Origin of the sequence: Paenibacillus polysaccharolyticus, from assembly GCF_023714295.1 — a bacterium.
GTDB classification, from domain to species: domain Bacteria; phylum Bacillota; class Bacilli; order Paenibacillales; family Paenibacillaceae; genus Paenibacillus; species Paenibacillus polysaccharolyticus_A.
On the sequence record NZ_JAMAUN010000001.1, the window covers coordinates 520,123 to 538,660 of the forward strand.

General features: G+C 43.9%; 16 protein-coding genes. 9 read left to right on the forward strand and 7 right to left on the reverse strand.

What is annotated here, in order from left to right; all coding sequences use genetic code 11:
• Positions 1 to 103 precede the first annotated feature (103 nt).
• The 3 genes from M3629_RS02440 to M3629_RS02450 form a co-directional block, all read right to left on the reverse strand.
• Complete coding sequence (locus tag M3629_RS02440) at positions 104 to 634, reverse strand: hypothetical protein (RefSeq protein WP_221786475.1); 531 nt, start codon at positions 632 to 634, stop codon at positions 104 to 106.
• A 169-nt stretch (positions 635 to 803) separates the two neighbouring features.
• Positions 804 to 1,712 carry an FAD:protein FMN transferase gene (locus M3629_RS02445; protein WP_251502752.1) on the reverse strand — a complete coding sequence of 303 codons (909 nt, stop codon included), beginning with the start codon at positions 1,710 to 1,712 and terminating at the stop codon, positions 804 to 806.
• A gap of 42 nt (positions 1,713 to 1,754) precedes the next feature.
• A complete protein-coding gene (locus M3629_RS02450; RefSeq protein WP_251502753.1) occupies positions 1,755 to 2,684 on the reverse strand; it encodes a LysR family transcriptional regulator in 930 nt (309 codons plus the stop codon).
• Positions 2,685 to 2,865: 181 nt separating this feature from the next.
• Between M3629_RS02450 and M3629_RS02455 the strand changes: the two genes are divergently transcribed.
• The 8 genes from M3629_RS02455 to M3629_RS02490 all read left to right on the forward strand — a co-directional run bounded on the left by M3629_RS02455 (position 2,866) and on the right by M3629_RS02490 (position 13,318).
• Complete coding sequence (locus M3629_RS02455) at positions 2,866 to 3,480, forward strand: NADPH-dependent FMN reductase (protein WP_251502754.1); 615 nt, start codon at positions 2,866 to 2,868, stop codon at positions 3,478 to 3,480.
• Between the two features lie 13 nt (positions 3,481 to 3,493).
• A complete protein-coding gene (locus M3629_RS02460) occupies positions 3,494 to 5,944 on the forward strand; it encodes a flavocytochrome c (protein WP_251502755.1) in 2,451 nt (816 codons plus the stop codon).
• A gap of 170 nt (positions 5,945 to 6,114) precedes the next feature.
• The gene (locus tag M3629_RS02465; protein WP_251502756.1) at positions 6,115 to 7,632 is read left to right on the forward strand and encodes a spore germination protein; all 1,518 of its coding nucleotides are present in this window, start codon (positions 6,115 to 6,117) and stop codon (positions 7,630 to 7,632) included.
• Positions 7,629 to 8,807: a Ger(x)C family spore germination protein gene (locus M3629_RS02470; protein ID WP_251502757.1), complete on the forward strand. Its 1,179-nt coding sequence runs from the start codon at positions 7,629 to 7,631 to the stop codon at positions 8,805 to 8,807. The genes M3629_RS02465 and M3629_RS02470 overlap by 4 nt, the downstream gene beginning before the upstream one ends.
• A 16-nt stretch (positions 8,808 to 8,823) precedes the next feature.
• Positions 8,824 to 9,948, forward strand: coding sequence for a GerAB/ArcD/ProY family transporter (locus M3629_RS02475; RefSeq protein ID WP_251502758.1), 1,125 nt, complete (start codon positions 8,824 to 8,826; stop codon positions 9,946 to 9,948).
• Between the two features lie 461 nt (positions 9,949 to 10,409).
• On the forward strand, positions 10,410 to 11,219 hold the full coding sequence (locus M3629_RS02480) for an alpha/beta hydrolase (protein ID WP_251504443.1): 810 nt from the start codon (positions 10,410 to 10,412) through the stop codon (positions 11,217 to 11,219).
• A 48-nt stretch (positions 11,220 to 11,267) separates the two neighbouring features.
• Positions 11,268 to 11,786 (forward strand): MarR family winged helix-turn-helix transcriptional regulator, encoded by a 519-nt coding sequence (locus tag M3629_RS02485; protein WP_090920366.1) that lies wholly within the window; start codon positions 11,268 to 11,270, stop codon positions 11,784 to 11,786.
• Positions 11,787 to 11,962: 176 nt separating this feature from the next.
• The gene (locus tag M3629_RS02490) at positions 11,963 to 13,318 is read left to right on the forward strand and encodes an FAD-binding oxidoreductase (protein ID WP_251502759.1); all 1,356 of its coding nucleotides are present in this window, start codon (positions 11,963 to 11,965) and stop codon (positions 13,316 to 13,318) included.
• Between the two features lie 109 nt (positions 13,319 to 13,427).
• Here the strand turns inward: M3629_RS02490 and M3629_RS02495 are convergent, their stop codons facing one another.
• The 4 genes from M3629_RS02495 to M3629_RS02510 all read right to left on the reverse strand — a co-directional run bounded on the left by M3629_RS02495 (position 13,428) and on the right by M3629_RS02510 (position 16,506).
• The gene (locus M3629_RS02495; protein WP_251502760.1) at positions 13,428 to 14,828 is read right to left on the reverse strand and encodes a prolyl oligopeptidase family serine peptidase; all 1,401 of its coding nucleotides are present in this window, start codon (positions 14,826 to 14,828) and stop codon (positions 13,428 to 13,430) included.
• Between the two features lie 158 nt (positions 14,829 to 14,986).
• The gene (locus M3629_RS02500) at positions 14,987 to 15,283 is read right to left on the reverse strand and encodes a putative quinol monooxygenase (protein WP_251502761.1); all 297 of its coding nucleotides are present in this window, start codon (positions 15,281 to 15,283) and stop codon (positions 14,987 to 14,989) included.
• 128 nt (positions 15,284 to 15,411) lie between these two features.
• Entirely contained in the window at positions 15,412 to 16,062 is a 651-nt protein-coding gene (locus M3629_RS02505; protein ID WP_090920378.1) for a nitroreductase family protein, read from the reverse strand.
• A gap of 24 nt (positions 16,063 to 16,086) precedes the next feature.
• Positions 16,087 to 16,506 (reverse strand): MarR family winged helix-turn-helix transcriptional regulator, encoded by a 420-nt coding sequence (locus tag M3629_RS02510; protein ID WP_251502762.1) that lies wholly within the window; start codon positions 16,504 to 16,506, stop codon positions 16,087 to 16,089.
• Positions 16,507 to 16,958: 452 nt separating this feature from the next.
• Here M3629_RS02510 and M3629_RS02515 point away from each other — a divergent pair, with 452 nt between their 5' ends.
• On the forward strand, positions 16,959 to 18,533 hold the full coding sequence (locus tag M3629_RS02515; protein WP_285888362.1) for an AraC family transcriptional regulator: 1,575 nt from the start codon (positions 16,959 to 16,961) through the stop codon (positions 18,531 to 18,533).
• Positions 18,534 to 18,538 lie beyond the last annotated feature (5 nt).

An 18,538-nucleotide genomic window follows, 5' to 3' on the forward strand; every position in this document is an offset into this window, starting at 1 on the left:
GGCTCCCAAATAAAAGGAACGCCATCACAATACGTGATGGCGTTTTTGATATAAAAATCGGGGAACTTAGAGTAGTGTACAAGTACCAACGAGTTTTCATCCCTTATTCGGAGGTACGCGCTTTTTGCCTTGTTTCAATTAAAGTGAATACTTCATCCATGTCGAGAGAAAACATATTGCTTTCATTTGTTACTGGCTGGAAGTAGAATTCAAGTTTTTCTTTGCTGAACTGGTTCTCCAGTTCTGTCCACTGTTCCGTAGATAATAAGAGATATGCTAACGTGTCGTTGCCTAAAGACTCCATAAACCATCGAATCTGATATCGGGGAGCAATCATTTCCTGCATCGCCCGAATCGCGCTGTCTCGATCAGTCCGATCATCGGCGAACGGAATTGTATGCTTTCGATCGTTCGAACTTAACACAATATCAACGCCTCTCGGCTTGTCGATGTCGATGATCTCACACTTGATCTGATCGGATTCCGGCAGTTGACCGTTGAAGTATTGGATGATGTCCCCCTCGTCTTCTCTCCAATCAATCCAGATTAATGGCTCGTGCTCAAAAAATTGTTCAACGACGTCTTCATCAGAAGAATGTTGCAAGACATGGATAATTGGTTGCAGCGTACTCATGATCATCCCATCCCTTATTCGAAGTTTATATATACTCTATATTATCTTATAGGGTGGGCAGGTCTGAATAGGGCAACGGACATACTTCTTTTCGGAGATTGGACGAATTCTAATCAAACGGTTACATGAGGATATTACGAAATGGAACTGGTTATCCCAGGCTTATTCATTAACTGGATAGTGGCTGGATTCTTCCCCGCAGACTTTCGGTGTAGGCCATCTCTCCATCGGTCGTAATCACGGCGGCTTCAATGTGCTCCATTCTGTTGACTTTATGAATAATGGAGGCCGCATCTAACCCGAATAATTCTGTCGTATAGATGTCACAATCGAGTGATCTATCCGCAATAATGGTCAAAGAAGCGACATTACTTACGATGGGATAACCTGTTTTGCTACTAAAGATATGATGGTACTGCTGTCCTTTCTTTTCTAAGACACGCTCGTATATGCCTGAGGTAACGACGGATTGCTCCCTGATACTGACGAGTGCTGCTGCATTGCCTCTGGGTAAAAAGGGATTCTGTATTCCCACATTCCAGTGACTCGAACCCGAAGGGGAGTCCCCATGAACAAGCACATTTCCGCCCATATCGACCATAGCTGAGATTACTCCGTTTTTCTTGAAAAAGGCCATCACCTGATCGGCAAAATAACCTTTAGCGATGGCTCCCAGGTCGATCTCCATCCCCTTTTTTAATAAATGTATGGTCTGGTGCTCATCATTGAGCTGTATATGTTCAGGCTTTAAGAGCGTCAGCACCTTCTTAATCTCTGCATCCTCTGGCACCTGTGCCTCGCGGAAACCGATTCTCCACAATTTGATCAACGGGCCAATCGCAATATTTAAAAAAGAATCTTCCTCCAGGCTATGTTCTTTGCCTATCTTGATGAGATCATACAGCTCCCTGTCGACTTGAAGCGGTTGGGAGGCGGCTTCTTGCTTCAGCATCGCGAGCTGTGAGTGATCACTGTTGGCGCTAAACACTTTCTCGTAACGGAACAGCATATTCTCTGCTTCCTGCGCGAGCTCTTCTGCATCCTCCCCCTCGATAAATAGAGAAATCTTAGTTCCCATGAGAGGGATCATTTTCGTAAAAGTATTTATGCGGATCTCCTCCTACACTGCACATTGTTGTCCATGATTCAGAAATGTATGGATAAGGTCATGATCCACACTAGACAGCTTTCTTTCGCTATGATGTGCTATAAAATAGTCCAGACTCATCTTATCAATCGGGATTGGGTAGATGTTGTATTCCGCAGGAGATTCGTCAATCCGGACACTTTCGGGAATGATTGTCAGGCCCATATTCTGTTTGGCAAGCTTCAACACCGTGTGAATTTCGTTGCTTTCCATCACGATATTGGGTTGTATCTTGTGCACGCTGAGTAGTTGGTCGATCTGTTTACGAACGGCAGATCCTTTGGACGTTAAAACGAGCTGTTGGCTCAGAATGGTAGGGATATCAAACGTACCCTCCGGGATGACGGCAACATTCTTCTGATATAGTTCACAGACGCGCGGAATAACAGCGCGGTAGCTGTGTTTGCCCCAACTAAACGCATTTAGATTTGGAGAAATACTGCTCGAATTTTGTCCAATCCAGAAGTCCAACTCAACATTTTGAATGCGTTTTTCATTTTTTTCAGGCAGATCCTCTACCAGATTAATCTTATAAGCAGGATGAAGCTTTAAAAATGCAGGTAAGAAAAGGGGTGTCAAATAGGAACCCAGGCTAGGCAGAATCCCAATTCGTAACACTTTGTTGCCGATATCCGAGGCATAGGAAATTTCCTTCATGAGTTTGGCATAACTATGTTCAAGCGAAGTTAAATATTGATAATAGATTTTTCCCTGTTCGGTTAATCGATACGGAAGCTTGTTGCGAGTGATCAGCTCACAATCCAACTGACTTTCGACTTTTTTGATGACCTTGGTCAGATAGGGTTGAGAAATATAAAGGGATTGGGCGGCTTTGCTAAAGTTACTGTATTTCAAAAGGCTGTCGATGTAACACAAAATATCCTGTGATTCTAATTTAGACATGTCACTCACCCTTTGTGAAAAAAATAACAAACTTTGAATTTGAGGTGATTATAACAAATTGGTTATCAAACTGCAATGAATAACTATTAGATCATTCCAGCTCTCGTATGTTAGAGTTATGCCGAAAGATCAAGTCTGACATTGACGAACATGATTTTCGAATGACAGAAAGGGGATTACCATGAATTATTTAGCTATCGTGGGTACCAATTCGGATGAATCAACGAACCGTACTCTGCTTCAATTTATGCAAAAGCATTTTGCAGATGAGGCTCAGATTGACTTGTTTGAAATTAAGGATCTACCTGCTTTTATTGAAAAAGATGAAATAGAAGATGCTGAAGTTGACATTCCAGAGAAGGTGCAGGACTTACTGGAGCAGATTTTTAACGCAAAGGGCGTCATTATTGCTACTCCGGAGTATGATCACGCGATCCCTGCTGTGCTCAAAAGTGCGCTGGAATGGATCAGTTATACTACTCAAACTTTGAAGGACAAACCTGTTCTGATCGTAGGTGCATCACACGGCTCACTAGGTTCTTCCAGAGCGCAGGCGCATCTGAGACAGATTTTGGATTCACCTGAGCTTGGTGCGAGATTAATGCCTAGTAGCGAGTTTCTTTTGGGAAAATCGCAGAGTGCATTTGATCATAGTGGCAGCCTGATCAGCGCAGAGAAAGTAGCGGAGCTTGAAGAGATTTTCAGGGAGTTTGTTTTGTTTACGGAGATCACGACGGAACTGTTGTCCAAAAGAACGTTGAAGCAAAAAACGAAAAAATTTTCCTGGCAAGAGTAGGAGGCCGACTACAATGAAAATCATAGCAATCGTAGGCACCAATGCAAAGAAATCGTATAATCGCAAGCTGCTTCAGTTCATGCAAAAACAATTTGAGTCCAGAGCAGCCATTGAAATTCTCGATATTACCGATGTGCCGATGTTTAATCAATCCGATAACCAGACGAACAGTGCCATTATACAATCGTTTAATGAGAAAATTATCGCAAGTGATGGCGTCATCATTGCAACTCCAGAATATAATCATTCCATCCCTTCATCCCTTAAGAGCCTGCTCGAATGGCTTAGCTTTGAAATCCATCCGCTGGCTGGGAAGCCCGTTATGATCATTGGAGCGTCACAGGGAACACAAGGTTCATCTCGTGCCCAGTTGCATCTTCGTCAAATTCTGGATGCACCGGGTGTTGAAGCTAATGTGATGCCAGGGTATGAGTTTTTGCTGGGGAGTGCACATAAAGCGTTTGACGAAGCAGGCAACCTGAATCATGAAGGAACGATTGATTTCTTGGAAGTATGTTTCCTGCGTTTCCTTCGTTTTGCCAAAATTTCTAATCAGTTGAATGAGGAAGAAGAGTTTACTTATAAACCGGGTGTGTATGAGGTCAATGCCATTGGTCACAGTGGGAATTTGCCGATGAAAGTGTCTTTTAGTGCAAACCGAATCGAGAGTATCGATATTGATGCAAAGGGGGAAACCGAGGGCATCGCCGATGTTGTTTTTGTAAGAATTCCGAATAAAATTATTGAAGGACAGACACTGAATGTGGATGCGCTCTCCGGTGCTTCTGAAACGAGCAATGCGGTCATCAACGGTGTTGCCAAAGCAGTTAAGCTTGCCGGCGTGAATCCGGATATTCTGAAAAGACGTGCAAAACCTGCCAGCAGCCAGATGAAAGATGATGAGGAATATACTTGTGACGTGGTCGTTGTAGGGGGAGGCGGCGCGGGTTTAAGTGCTGCTGCAACAGCTCTACAACACGGTGCAAGTGCGATTGTTCTGGAGAAATATCCAGCCGTAGGGGGCAACACGATCCGTTCGGGTGGTCCTGTTAATGCAGCTGATCCTCTATGGCAGCAACAGTTTAATGAAAATCCAGGTGAAAGACAGACCATTGAAAATTTATTAAGTACGGATGAGAGCTTAATTCATCCCGAATATATAGATGATTTCCAAGCTCTTAAAGAAGAGTTTACAGCATATCAGGAAAAGTTCGGAACACAAAAGGCTTATTTATTCGATTCCCCGCTACTTCACAGAATGCAAACGTATTTTGGGGGCAAACGAACGGATTTGAATGGCAATACGATCTATGGACAGTATGATTTGGTTAAAGTACTTACAGACCGTGCCCTGGAAAGTGTGCAATGGCTTGAAGATATCGGGGTCGAATATGATAAGAGCATCGTATTTGCTCCAGTGGGTGCCCTGTGGCGACGTGGTCATAAACCTGTCAAAAGTTATGGTTCTGCCTTTATCATCGCACTTAGCAAGTATGTAGAAGAAAATGGCGGTCAAATTATTACAGATAGTCCGGTTAAACAGCTCATCATCGAAGATGGAAAAATAGCAGGTGTTATTGCAACTGGAGTCAACGGACAGAAAATCACCGTTCATGCGAAAGCCGTTGTGCTTGCTAGTGGCGGTTTTGGTGCAAATACACAGATGCTCAAGGAGTATAACACGTACTGGAGCCACATCGATGATGATATCAAAACGACGAATTCCTATGCGATGACAGGGGATGGAATATCGCTTGGCAAGAGTGCAGGCGCGGCATTAACAGGCATGGGTTTCACACAAATGATGCCTGTAGCCGATCCGGAGACTGGCGAACTGTTCAGTGGACTGCAAGTACCGCCTGAGAACTTTGTCATTGTTAACAAAAAAGGCGAGCGTTTCGTTAATGAATTTTCTGGACGGGATGTCTTGACTAAAGCGGCCATCGAACAGGGAAGTTTATTTTATCTAATCGCTGACGACGAGATTAAGAAAACCGCAGCGAATACCAGCCAGGAGAAGATAGATCGGCAGGTTGAAGCGGGGACTCTGTTTAAAGCGGATACGATTGAAGAACTGGCAGTAAGAGTAGGGATGGACCCTCAGGTACTCAGAACGACAATTGATAAGTATAACTCTTATGTGGATGCGGGCTTTGATCCCGAATTCCATAAGGATACGTTTAGTTTAAAAGTAGAAAAAGCGCCATTTTACGCTACGCCTAGAAAACCTGCCGTTCACCATACGATGGGCGGGATCAAGATTGATACGGAAACCCGTGTATTGAATGAGAACGGCCAGCCGATTGCCCATCTATATGCTGCTGGAGAAGTGGCAGGGGGTATTCACGCAGGTAACCGTTTGGGCGGTAATGCCTTGACAGACATCTTTACGTTTGGACGAATTGCGGGTAAAACGGCTGTTGAAGAAATGAATCTTGTGGGCAATGTGAAAATAGAACGCTAGAGGTATAAATCCATCCGTAAACCACTTCATTTTGAAGTGGTTTATTTGCTGTTTTTTCACGCTAAAAGAATAAAAAATCCGATTGGGGAAAATATATCCTTACATTGAATTTTGCTACCAGGCTGTACATTGAACGAATAAACTATTTTTCCTATTTAAGGAGCGTTCAGATGGTCGACGTTTTGGATTACCGAACGATGCCCTTCAGCACCGTGCTTTCGGAGAATGTGGACATTGTTCAAACGATATACAACCATTCCACAGATATCAAAACCAGAACATTTCCGCTTGCGGGCAGCAGAGAAGGGTTTATGTTGTTTATTGACGGAATGGTCAATGAATCGTTGCTGGATTTGCATGTTTTGGCCCCGCTCTTACAAGCCCGCACGGACAAATCTCAGATTGACTTCGCATACATAGGTTCTATTGTGACCACAAGTCAGCTCACCATCGTGACAAGCTTTGAGGATTTGTTAAACCATATCGCTAACGGTTGTGTCGCATTGCTTGTAGATCAACTGCCGTTTGGTATTGCCATTGGGGTAGCTGGTTGGCAGAAAAGGGGCATTGAGGAGCCAGCAGCAGAATCGATTATTCGCGGGCCAAGGGAAGGTTTTACAGAGACACTCAGTGTAAACACTTCGATGCTACGCCGTAAAATTAAAGACCCTTCTCTAAAATTAGATCCGTTTCAGGTTGGGCGATATACAAAAACGTCGGTGCTTGTTGCTCATATTGACGGCATTGCTAGCCATGCATTAGTTGAAGAGGTTCACAGCCGCATCAAGAGGATTGATATTGACGGTGTGCTGGAAAGTGGTTATATCGAGGGATTGATCGAGGATCACCCCTATTCTCCGTTCCCGCAGATTCAGGTTACAGAGCGACCGGATGTAGTCAGCGCTTCTCTCCTTGAAGGAAAAATCGGCATTATGGTGGATGGCACACCATTCTGTCTCATTGCCCCGACGACTTTCTTTGCGATGTTACAATCACCGGAAGACTATTACCAACGTTATGTCATAAGCAGTTTCATTCGCTGGCTGCGATTTTTGTTCCTGATTATTTCGCTGGTGCTGCCTTCTCTTTACGTAGCCATTTTGACATTTCACCAGGAAATGGTGCCCACCTCATTGTTGCTTAGTATCGCGAAGTCACGGGAAGAGATTCCGTTTCCTGCGTTGATTGAAGCGTTGCTCATGGAGGTTTCCTTCGAGGCACTGCGAGAAGCTGGCGTACGTTTGCCCAAACAGGTCGGTTCCGCTGTCAGTATCGTTGGCGCGCTTGTTATTGGACAGGCAGCGACCTCTGCTGGTCTTGTTTCTTCCCCAATGGTTATGGTGGTTGCCATTACCGGTATCGCATCTTTTTTGCTGCCACAATATAGCGCGGGTATCGCTATTCGTCTGTTACGTTTTCCAATTATGTTTCTGTCAGGAATGTTTGGACTGCTCGGTCTGATGCTTGGCGTCATCGCCATCATTATTCATCTATGTTCCTTACGCTCGCTCGGTGTTCCCTATCTGCAGCCCCTTGCGCCAATGAAGTGGAGTGAAATGCTCGACAGCTTCATGGTGTCGCCAATATGGGCTAATCTCAAGAGACCAAGTTTGACAGGGCGAAAAAATGCAATTCGGCAACCCTCCAATAACCGTCCGGATCAAGAGGATGAAGGAGCCTCGCCATGAAGCCGTGGATGCGTTATTTTTGTCTAGTGTTGGTTGTTCTGTTATTCTTTCCACTGCTGGCTGGATGTTGGGATCGTAAGGAGATCAATGATCTTGCGCTTGTAACGGGTGTAGCCATTGATAAGGCAAGTGACAACTCGATTGAAGTGAGTATTCAGATTTTTATCCCTCAAGGTTCAACTCAAAGCAGTCAGTCTGGGGGAGAAGCAACGGGTGGAAGTGGCACAACGTTTGTGCAATCCGCTCAAGGTGTCAATATAGCAGATGCCCTGGCCCAATTGCAGATGAAGTTTTCGCGTAAAATTTTCTGGGGGCATTCCGAAGTCTATTTATTTGGTGCAGAAGAGGTAGAGCAGGGCTTAAAGGATGATTTAGACTTCCTCATGCGGGATTCCGAGCCGCGCGAACGCGCTTTTACTTTTGTCACCAAGGGAAAGGCCAGAGAAGTATTAGAAAAACATTCGATTCTGGAACGAAATACGTCTGAAGTTTTGCGTGAGATGGCCGTCAACAAAACGAGCATCAACTCGTCGATGGCACATTTAATGGAGATGCTGGAGGATGAGAGTAGAGCGGCTTTACTCCCTTGGGTCGAGATATTACAAGCTCCGGGACAAGATGACCCATCCAAAGGCATTGGTTACATTAACGGAACAGCGATCATGCACAACCATAAGTTGGTAGGTGTAGCGGATAACCGAATCACTCGTGGTATCTTGTGGGCGGTGGATGAGATGAATAATGCGATTATTACAATTCGACCCGAGCATTCGAAGGGAACCATATCGGTGCAACTGTTGAGAAATCGATCCAAGATTATACCGATGTACAAAAATGGAGAGTGGTCTATCAGAATTGATGTGAATTGCAAAAATCAGTTAATTCAGAACACAACAGAGACTAACATTGATCAGAGCATTGATAGCTTGGAGAATATTGAAAAACAGTTGGAGGAAAATATTGAAGAACGTATTCACCTGGCGATCCATGAAGCTAAAACCAAATATAAAGCAGATATTTTTAATTTTGCTGGTGCATTTCACCGTAAATATCCTCGTCTTTGGAAAAAACACGAGAAGGAATGGGACACTATTTTTCCAGAACTAAAAGTTACAGTAAATGCACAAGCGGATATTTTGCGTCCAGGCATGTTCAATACCCAACAGAAACAATAGGGAGAGGAGGGTCTTCATGTACAAGGAAAAAATCAGTGGTAATCAGGTTTTTTGGCTGATTTCCACGATGCAGATTGGTATGACCATCCTGCTTACGATTAATCCGTCCATTGCTGTTGCCAAGCAGGATGCCTGGATTTCCATATTACTCTCCAGTATGTTTTCCGTAGGACTTGCCTATGTGCTGACACGTATAAGCATTATGTATCCCAATGAGTCTCTTATCAGCTATGCACCTAAAATTATGGGCAAGTTTCTAGGGCATGTGATTATTTTGATCTATGTATTATATTGGTTTACAGTGCTAGGGATTATCTTGCGACAGTACGGCGATTTTATGATTGGTACCATCCTTCAATTGACGCCAGTCATCATCCCTATTATCGGCATGCTTATTGTTGCGGCTTATGTAACGTATGCGGGTATCGAGGTCTTGGCCAGATGCAGCGAGGTACTGGGCCCTCTCATCTTACTTGGTATTATGGTGCCCTTGCTCCTCAATATTTCCCAAATCCAACTTGATAACCTGCAACCGATTATTATGGACAATACGTTTTCCGTGTTGCTTAAGGGAGCATTGCCAACAGCCTCATTCCTAGGCGATAATATATTGCTCATGATGATTCTCCCCTTTGTGGCTGATCCACGAAAAGGGGTGAGGGGTGCTCTTTTAGGTTCTGTTGTAGCTGGTCTCTTCACGTTACTTTCAGCGATGCAATGTATTGCTATCTTTGGTTATTCTACGGCATCCAGACAGACCTATCCGTTTCTTAATCTGGTCCGTTTTATTTCCTTTGGTTTCCTGCAAAATCTCGATGCGATCGTCGTTGCGATCTGGATCATGGGGATTTTTATCAAGGTGTCTTTATATCTGTTTGCAGCATCTTACGGGACTGCCCAGTGGCTAGGGGTTAAACGTTGGCGGAGCTTCATCTTTATCGCATCTCCAATTGCCATCATACTATCTATGCTGCCACGGAACTTTGTGGATAGCTCTATTCTTTTTCCGAAGCTTGTAGCCGTACCGTTTAACCTGCCCGTTGTTTTTATTTTAATTCCACTGTTGTTATGGATTGTGGCAATGATTCGCAACAGGAAGAAAAAACATTCTCAGAAGCAACAACCTGAGGCAACAAGCTGAGCCCGAAATGAGAAGCCCCTGAAATAAACATCGAGATCATGCTGGGTGCTGTAGTGACTCCGATGAATTGCAGGGGATTTTTTAGGAAAATAAATTATGGTATAGCCTGTTCAGTAGCTGTAAGTGCCATTATTTTGCAAGCAAGCCCCGGAAGTGATCTTAAACAGAGGAAACTAACGGCGACTGTGCAGATAGCCAGTGTGAGATGAAGCCAAGTCGCATTGATCCACACAGGGAAAGCCAAGCTGATCGTTCCGAGTGCTAGAGAATAGCCCAGTATCATAACGGGTTCAATGAGTGAATTCACTCGTCGTCGTTGCAGGTCATAATGAGCATAAAAATTAATTGTAAACGCTTTAAAAATCCGTGGACAACGCTTCATAAGGATGGTATATTGTTTCTGTAAGAAACAAAATTATTTATAACGGACATAAAAATATGGGAAAAGGATGGGATACATGATGAGCATCATCGAAACAACACTTAAATCCTTTGACGGCACACAGCTTTATTTCAGCAAAAATTCAGTGGAGAATGCGAAAGCAGCCGTAGTCATTGTACACGGATTGGCAGAACATGCCAGCCGATATGATTATTTGACAGAGAAATTGAACGGCCGTGGTTTCAACGTATTTCGTTTTGACCATCGGGGTCATGCGAGATCGGAGGGCCAGCGCACATTTTACAGTGATTTTCATCATTTGATTGATGATGTTAATGCTGTAGTGGAGACGGCTTTGCAAGAGAGCGGAGATACGCCGCTGTATATTATTGGACATAGTATGGGCGGGTTTGCATCATCATCGTTTGGAACGAAGTATCCGGGAAAAGTAAAAGGCATTGTTTTGTCGGGAGCGCTTACTCGATTTAATACGAAAGTGGCTGGAGAACTGCCGATGGCTCTGCCAGCAGGCACATATTTTCCGAATGAACTTGGCAGCGGCGTGTGCAGCGTTCCTGAGGTTGTATCCGCTTACGCTAATGACCCGCTGGTAGAAAAGCAGATTTCCGTAGACTTGTTTAACAGTCTGGGGGATGGAGTAGAATGGCTGAAAGAACATGCGGAGCAATTCGTTGATCCGGTGCTTGTGTTACACGGAGCGAATGATGGGCTGGTTAGCGAAAAGGACTCCCGTGACTTCTACGGAGATATCGCTTCGACAGATAAAACGCTGAAAATCTATGCACATCTCATGCATGAAATTTTTAATGAAACGTCACGGGATGACGTGATTGAAGAAGCGATCTCATGGATTGAAAAACGAATCTGATTTCAGTAGAGTAGTAGAGAGAGAATTCGAAGAAGAAAGGGATTACGTATGAAATTAGATTGGATGGGTGACCATCGGGAGCTTGTCGAGAAAATCATCAAATACGGCAATGCTTACTCGAACACCTACAAGCTGCAACGAAGCTACGGAACAGATATGACATTCTCTGCAGCTCAGATTCAGACGCTTGAATACATTCTGGAAGCAGAGGATCAGGAAGAGAAGATGTCCGAGATGGCTGCTCGTTTGGGCGTTAGCCGCAGTACCTTTTCTAAAAATGTGAAAAATCTGACCGAAAAAGGACTGCTTGAAAAATATCATCTGAGTGGTAACCGCAAAGATATTTATGTCAAACCGTCAGCCAAAGGTCGAGAAGTATACACGAAGTACACCGCATTTGTTCGAGAGCTTTGTTTTGATGATATATTTAAGCTCGCAGATCAGATTACGGAAGCCGACAAAAAAAGCTTTATTCGTATCATGGATCTGTTCGCTGATGTGCTTGTCTGGTATGGTGAAAAAGAACAAGAACCGCGTAAACTCATTAAAATCGAGCCGGATAGTTGATGAAAATTACGAAATGATAATTAATTCCCTTACAGCGCGGTCTATAGGCTTTAAGGGGATTTTTTTGCGTATAGGACATTCTACAGCCCATGCCCTCCGCGAATGTCGTTCATACAGTATAAAATGCCTAATGCAGAAATGCTGTATAACGATGCTAAACGCAGGGAGTGGGATGTGTGAAAACCAACAGTAAAACAAAACTAACCGGACGTGTCATTTTTAAAGGGGACCCAGGGTATGAGGCAGCACGTAAAAACTGGGACCCGCATACCGACAGGTATCCTAAAGTCTTCGTTTTTGCTCAAAAAACGAAAGATGTCTCCAATGCCATCAAATGGGCTCGTGAGAACAACGTACCGATTCGGCCGCGAAGCGGAAGACATGCGCTTGAGGTTAATCTGTCACAGGTGAACGGCGGGATTGTCATTGATGTCAGTGATCTGAACACCATCAAGCTGAACAAAAAAACAGGAACCGTGGTTGTAGGAGCAGGTAATCGGGTTGGGCGAATTGCACATACACTCGCACGTCAGGGATTCATCGCTCCATTCGGGGATAGTCCAACCGTTGGTATAGGTGGTATTACGCTTGGGGGAGGGATCGGACCTCTTCAACGAACGATCGGTTTGATCAGTGATAATCTGCTCGAATTCGAGATGGTGGATGCCAACGGGAAAATCATTCGTGCGAGCAAAAAATGTAACGCAGATCTGTTCTGGGCATCGCAAGGTGGTGGAGGAGGAAACTTTGGAGTCTATACCCGTTACAAATTCAAAGTACGCCGGGCACCAGCTAGAGCCACAGTATATCGGATCACCTGGCCTTGGGCTCAGTTCGAGAAGGTACTCAAAGTATGGCAAAAGTGGGCACCTTCCGTTGATACCCGGCTGGGGAGTGAACTGTCCATAGGTCCCAAAAAAGGCGGCAATGTCAGTATGGAAGGTTTGTTTCTGGGTTCGAAATCCGAGGCATTGCGTTTGTTAAAGCCGATGACCAGCACGGGTACACCATCCCAGACGATCATACGTTCAGTGCCTTACACAGAGGCCGTTACTTTTCTTCTACCTCCAGATCCTGTACTTACTCAGAGGTACAGCAATCAATTTTCTTCCGGATTTGGACGAAAGCCGTTCCCGGATCGGGCGATCAAATCGATGCGAGCGTTTCTGGAAAATGTGGAAGGCGAATTCGCCGGATTCTTTTTCCTCAACTGGGGCGGAGCTGTCAGTCGTAAATCACCTACATCTACAGCATTCTACTGGCGTAAAGCCAAGTTCTATGTGGAATGGAACAGCTCCTGGACGAAACCGTCCCAGGCAGCCAAAAATATTGCCATTGTGCGTAACACACGCCAAAAATTACAGCCTTACATCGTCGGTTCCTACATTAATGTACCGGATCAAGGCATCAAACGCTCAGGTCCGGTGTACTACGGGGGGAACTACGCGAGATTACGCAGAGTCAAAGCCAAATACGATCCCCAAAATGTGTTCAACAACCCGCAAAGTATTCCTCCGGCACGTGGCCTATAGTTATATAAAAGGAAGCGGGATCGATCGAAATGGTCTAATCGAAAAAAAGGATGTAATAGAAAAGGAGCCGCTTGGTGCGGCTCCTGCGAAGTAGACAGGCACTGACCAGTTACTTTTTCTGGTTAGCCAGCCACTCCATAAGCGTTACGCTTTTACCTTTGATTTTCACAGGACTACCATTGAAGTCTTTGGAAATGTCATTGTTCAAAACAGGAATCCAGGACCAGTGTCCGTTGTACTCATATGACGTGTTATCACCGTTTCCTTTGGTGTATACCCCGCTCATATCCAGTACCTTATCAAAATAGGAGTAATGAGCATTTTTAGCTCCCGCAGCAATCAGGCGTTTGTAGGTAGCTGTTGACGTTTTCGACGTATCCACCGTCTGATCCGCTCCTGCAGCCGTGAACCAGATCGGAATATTTTTCAGTTTGGCAATATCCTGTTTGATCAACAAACGATCCTCGTACGCTTCTGCGGAAGGATAAGCGGCTGCAAAGTAATCCGGGTTCGCAAGTAGCATGTTCAGAGTCATAAATCCGCCATTGGAGCACCCACCAATGTAGATTCGGTCTGTATCAATGTCCGTAGCATGCTGTTTCACATATTGTTTGATCAACGCAGTTAACGATCTCGTATACATACTCTTTCCGTCTTTGGTATATTGCCCGGTTCCGTCATTCATCCAGAAGGTTGGAGTCTGGGGCACCAATACAGCGGCATCACCAAAATACTTCTGAATCGATTCATCGGCTAAAGCGGTCACTTTATTACCCAGCAGGGCAATTCGCGGATCCGTGCCTCCTTCACCGGCACCATGAAGCCAGATGACCAACGGTTTTTTCTTGCTGGTATCCGGCATATAGGAAGCGTACGTTAGATTAATCTGACCGAACTCGGAGTCCTTGTAACTGAATTTGCCGGAAGTATCAAACACGTCGACACCTTGTTCGATCATGGTATGCGGGGTGTCTGGCCTTGTAGTCAAATGCTCAACGGCATTGCCCATGGTATCTTGAAGGGATTTTTGCTGAACAATCGTATATTGAAGGTCAACATACTTATTGGTAAATGACTGCAGGTCAAACATAAACGGGCTTGCTGTCATTAGATCGGGATGGACTTTCATCTCCATCGTAATATATTGTCCTGTGGAGAGGGAGGTTTTATTGCCGTCTTTGTCCGAAAGATAAGCTCTCTCGATCGTTCTACTACTGCTGTCTGAGCCATCATACTTTTGCTGCGTTTGAAAATTAATCATTGGATAATTACGTTCCGCAAGAACCTTGAACGTGTCTTTGTTCAGTGTATTTCCTTGAATGGCTACGCCCGTATCCAGAATGATTTTGTAGATACCAGGACCCCAGTCATAACCTTTGGTTACAAGGGAATAGGAGAGAGGAGAGCGTGAATCGGTAGTATTGTTTGCGCTTACATTTGTGGATGCGAGAAGAGTGGAAGTTAAAGCCAGAGCCAGGAAACCTGAAAGTAGTCCTTTTTTCATTTTCATCAGCATATACCTCCGAAATATTATGTATGTCACCTATATCATTGTACCATTTCAGGAGGAACATGGGAATTGTTGCACCATTTCCTGCTGTTTAACATGCAAAAGAACCGCTTGAAAATCACCTCTGGGTGAGATCCAAACGGTTCCTTTTAGTTGTATTATTGTTTAACGGCTTCGCCGGCAAACACTTCAACGTTCATTGGTGCAGCCATGAATGCCGCAGCTTGTTGAACAAACGCTTGGAAGTGAGCACTAGAGTTGTGAGCAGCGGTTGCTGGCTCATCTTTCCACAGCTCGATCATCGTGTAGCTTTGCTCATGTTCTGTGCTTTTCACCAGATCATAGCTGATGTTGCCTTCCTCTTGACGTGTCGCAGCGATCAATTCTTTGGCAGCAGCCAGGAAAGCTTGTTCTTGAGCGGCTTGTACTTGCAAATGTGCGTGAATGATAATCATAGTTGTGACCTCCAGATAGTTGTATGTTTACAAATAGATTTAATTAATACAAGACAATAACGTTTCTGTGTTTCATCTTAAGAAGCAGTTTGAGCAATCTATAATAACACCTGTTAAACTTGCTTAGCTTAAGCCCAAGTTGTAATTGTATCTACAGGCAGACGGTATGATGGGTGACCTTCTTTTGCAGATTTACCGATCGAGATCAGCATAACCGGTTGATAACGGTCTTTATCCATGCCGAATGTTTCAGCGATTTGAGCTTTTTCGTATCCGCCAATTGGGTTTGTATCGTAACCGTGAGCACGTGCAGCCAGCATCAATTGCATGGAAGCCAGACCAGCATCGATCAGATTAACGTCACGCAGATCGGACGCAGGCATATTGTCGTAATAAGGTTTAACCACTTTAACTTGTTGTTCAGCGATTTCTTTTGGCATAAATCCATGCTCCACAGCTTTACCAAAAATCTCTTCCAAGTACTCGCCGTTTTTCATATCAATAAACACACCGATAACAGCAGCAGAAGTCAGCACTTGATTTTGGTTGAATTTTGCAAGTGGTGCGAGCTTTTCTTTTCCTTCAGGTGTATCAACAACAAGGAAACGCCAAGGTTGCATGTTTACGGAAGATGGAGCGCGAGAAGCTTCTGCCAAAATTTCAGTCATTTCTTCACGGCTGATTTTCACTTCTGGATCATACAATTTGACGGAACGACGACCGTACGTAATTTCGTTAAAATCATTTGTTTTTTGGAATTTGCTTTGTGTTGTAGACATGGAAATCTCTCCTCTATATATGGTTTAAAAATTGTTTTGCATACGTTCCAAGAAATCGGCCAGTGCCTGAATCTCATCTTCACTGAAACCATCCAGAATCTGATGGATATAATTGGTTTTCTCTGTTTTATATCCTTCAATTTGTTTGCGCCCATGATCCGTTAGACGAACAAAAGTTACCCGATTATCCTCAGGATTTTTACGTCTTGTAACCATCTGGTCCGCTTCAAGTTGTTTCAGGTGGCGTGTAATTGCTGCACTGTCGATGTTAATGATCTTCTGGAGCATGGATTGGTTGATCTCATCTACCTGATCCAGCTCGTGCAGAATTTCAAAACGAGAGGAACTGATCCCGGTACAGCGTTCGAACTTGGGACTGATTTTGTTCCCCAGCACATTCAGCAGGTTAATGATCTGCTCTTCTTTGGAAACCATACGTGTCATGACTAGACCTCCCGGGTGAATCCAATCAACAACGGCGTATGTTAACAAATAATTAAAGTTGCCAGTATACAATGCCATTGCTTCATGATTCTGTAGCTCTCTCAATCGTTGATGGATCAATAGTTGATATATCAATCATTGATGGCTCAATTAATATAACATGTCATAGATGAGAATGCAACAGGTTGAAAAAAAGAAAAAATGGATTTTTTTAAACGATTTTAACGTAGATGTTCATAAAAAGGAGAGGTTAATAATATAGGTTGTCCCTAAACGAATAATTTAACTCGGCATGAGTTTTGTTGAGAATTATTATCATTCAAACTATAATTAAATAAAAAAGTGTCGGATTTTGCTAATGAAAAGTAAATTACATAATTAATTTGGTGAGAAGTAGAGGCTTACCATATGGAAAGGGAGTTATCATGGAAAGGACTGACTGGATGAAAAGGATGGAGCAACTATATCTTTCTTCTGTTCACATCTGCCATTACGCGTGTATTTCAGGGGAACCACTGCACAGGATATGGAGAAGATTCACCGTATGCAGAGTAATGGATGGCAAAGGGACTTTGACAATTGATAACGTAATGCATACATTGTCCAGTGACGATTGGTTTGTGCTTAGTCCAGGCATGAACGTGGAGTTACAGACAGATATAGAAGCCCCTATCCGAGTTCAGCTCATTTTATTTTCCGGTGTTGAACTTGTCCGATCACACAATGTTTGGCACACGAAGCCATTTGATTTTCCTGTTACAGGCAAGCTTGAACTTTCATCCTATAGGCGAGATATTCAAGAAAGAATGGATCGATTAATGTATAGAAGCTTCACTGCAGCAGAATCAGACAACATAGGCAAGAAGTATCTTGTGCACGAGCTGCTAATTCAGTTGATGAATTCTGTTAAATCCTATGTTCAACCTCAGGTTGGAATGAACTTGGCCATAAATTATATGACAAATCACTATACGAAGGATATTCGAATGCATGACATGGCCCGCCTGGCAGGACTTAGTGTGAATCATTTTATAAGAACATTCAAACGTCAATTTGGGATGACACCGACGGACTATATACAGAAACAACGGATGACTAAGGCCAAACAGCTATTGTTTTCTACAGATAAGATCAAGATCATCGCGGAGAAGGTCGGATATAAGGACGAACACTATTTCAGCCGGGTGTTTAAGAAAAATGAAGGTGTAGCTCCAACATTGTATATGAAAAATAAAGTTAGCCGTATTGCAACATTATACTATGGGCTGGATGACGTTGTTCTAACCCTCGGGTTGAAACCTGTGTCTGCTTTATCTTATGTTCAGAGAGTGGCTCATCCTGCCCTGATGTCTGCTCATCCAGCAAGTTCTCCGCAAGGACTTATTCTGGACAGTTCCGGTCAGAACTATGATAAGTTGAGGGGATTGCAGCCGGATTTGATCATTACAAGTGATCGTATGGAGCCGAATGAATCTCTGCATCATATTGCTCCTACAGCAATCCTTAAACACACGAATCAAGTTGGCGAAAGCTTGCTGTATATGGCGGATATCATGGGACGGAATGAATATGCTATTCGCTGGATCGAACAGCATGCGAATTTAAGTCATGTTCTTCAAAAACGTATTCACTCCGAATGGGGGAAGCAGTCGGCAATGTTTATCCGCGTTTCCTCCGAATTCTATCGGATGTATGGATTGCATAATCAGACCGGTTCCTTGCTGTATGATGATATGGGATTACATATGCCAGAGAATTACCCAAGCGAACAGTGGGCTGTGGAGATGAACATCAATGATGTTCAGCTATACAACGCGGATCATCTATTTGTTATGGTGGATCCGACAGCAGAAGCGAGAACACAATTTCAACGTTTGTTAAAATCTGATGGATGGATAACATCCAAGGCTGTACAGGAAGGTCGTGTGTATGATGCAGGGGATATGTTCTTCCAAACGCTGGGTCCAACCGGGCGTGTAAGGGCTATGAAGTATGTGGCCAAGCAGCTTGGTGTTATCGTAGGGTGATATAT

What these genes read in the sequence shown, in the direction of transcription:
- M3629_RS02440 (WP_221786475.1), bottom strand. Translation starts at nt 634, where the DNA reads ATGAGTACGCTGCAACCAATTATCCATGTCTTGCAACATTCTTCTGAT.
- M3629_RS02445 (WP_251502752.1), bottom strand. Translation starts at nt 1,712, where the DNA reads ATGGGAACTAAGATTTCTCTATTTATCGAGGGGGAGGATGCAGAAGAG.
- M3629_RS02450 (WP_251502753.1), bottom strand. Translation starts at nt 2,684, where the DNA reads ATGTCTAAATTAGAATCACAGGATATTTTGTGTTACATCGACAGCCTT.
- M3629_RS02455 (WP_251502754.1), top strand. Translation starts at nt 2,866, where the DNA reads ATGAATTATTTAGCTATCGTGGGTACCAATTCGGATGAATCAACGAAC.
- M3629_RS02460 (WP_251502755.1), top strand. Translation starts at nt 3,494, where the DNA reads ATGAAAATCATAGCAATCGTAGGCACCAATGCAAAGAAATCGTATAAT.
- M3629_RS02465 (WP_251502756.1), top strand. Translation starts at nt 6,115, where the DNA reads ATGGTCGACGTTTTGGATTACCGAACGATGCCCTTCAGCACCGTGCTT.
- M3629_RS02470 (WP_251502757.1), top strand. Translation starts at nt 7,629, where the DNA reads ATGAAGCCGTGGATGCGTTATTTTTGTCTAGTGTTGGTTGTTCTGTTA.
- M3629_RS02475 (WP_251502758.1), top strand. Translation starts at nt 8,824, where the DNA reads ATGTACAAGGAAAAAATCAGTGGTAATCAGGTTTTTTGGCTGATTTCC.
- M3629_RS02480 (WP_251504443.1), top strand. Translation starts at nt 10,410, where the DNA reads ATGAGCATCATCGAAACAACACTTAAATCCTTTGACGGCACACAGCTT.
- M3629_RS02485 (WP_090920366.1), top strand. Translation starts at nt 11,268, where the DNA reads ATGAAATTAGATTGGATGGGTGACCATCGGGAGCTTGTCGAGAAAATC.
- M3629_RS02495 (WP_251502760.1), bottom strand. Translation starts at nt 14,828, where the DNA reads ATGAAAATGAAAAAAGGACTACTTTCAGGTTTCCTGGCTCTGGCTTTA.
- M3629_RS02500 (WP_251502761.1), bottom strand. Translation starts at nt 15,283, where the DNA reads ATGATTATCATTCACGCACATTTGCAAGTACAAGCCGCTCAAGAACAA.
- M3629_RS02505 (WP_090920378.1), bottom strand. Translation starts at nt 16,062, where the DNA reads ATGTCTACAACACAAAGCAAATTCCAAAAAACAAATGATTTTAACGAA.
- M3629_RS02510 (WP_251502762.1), bottom strand. Translation starts at nt 16,506, where the DNA reads ATGACACGTATGGTTTCCAAAGAAGAGCAGATCATTAACCTGCTGAAT.
- M3629_RS02515 (WP_285888362.1), top strand. Translation starts at nt 16,959, where the DNA reads ATGGAGCAACTATATCTTTCTTCTGTTCACATCTGCCATTACGCGTGT.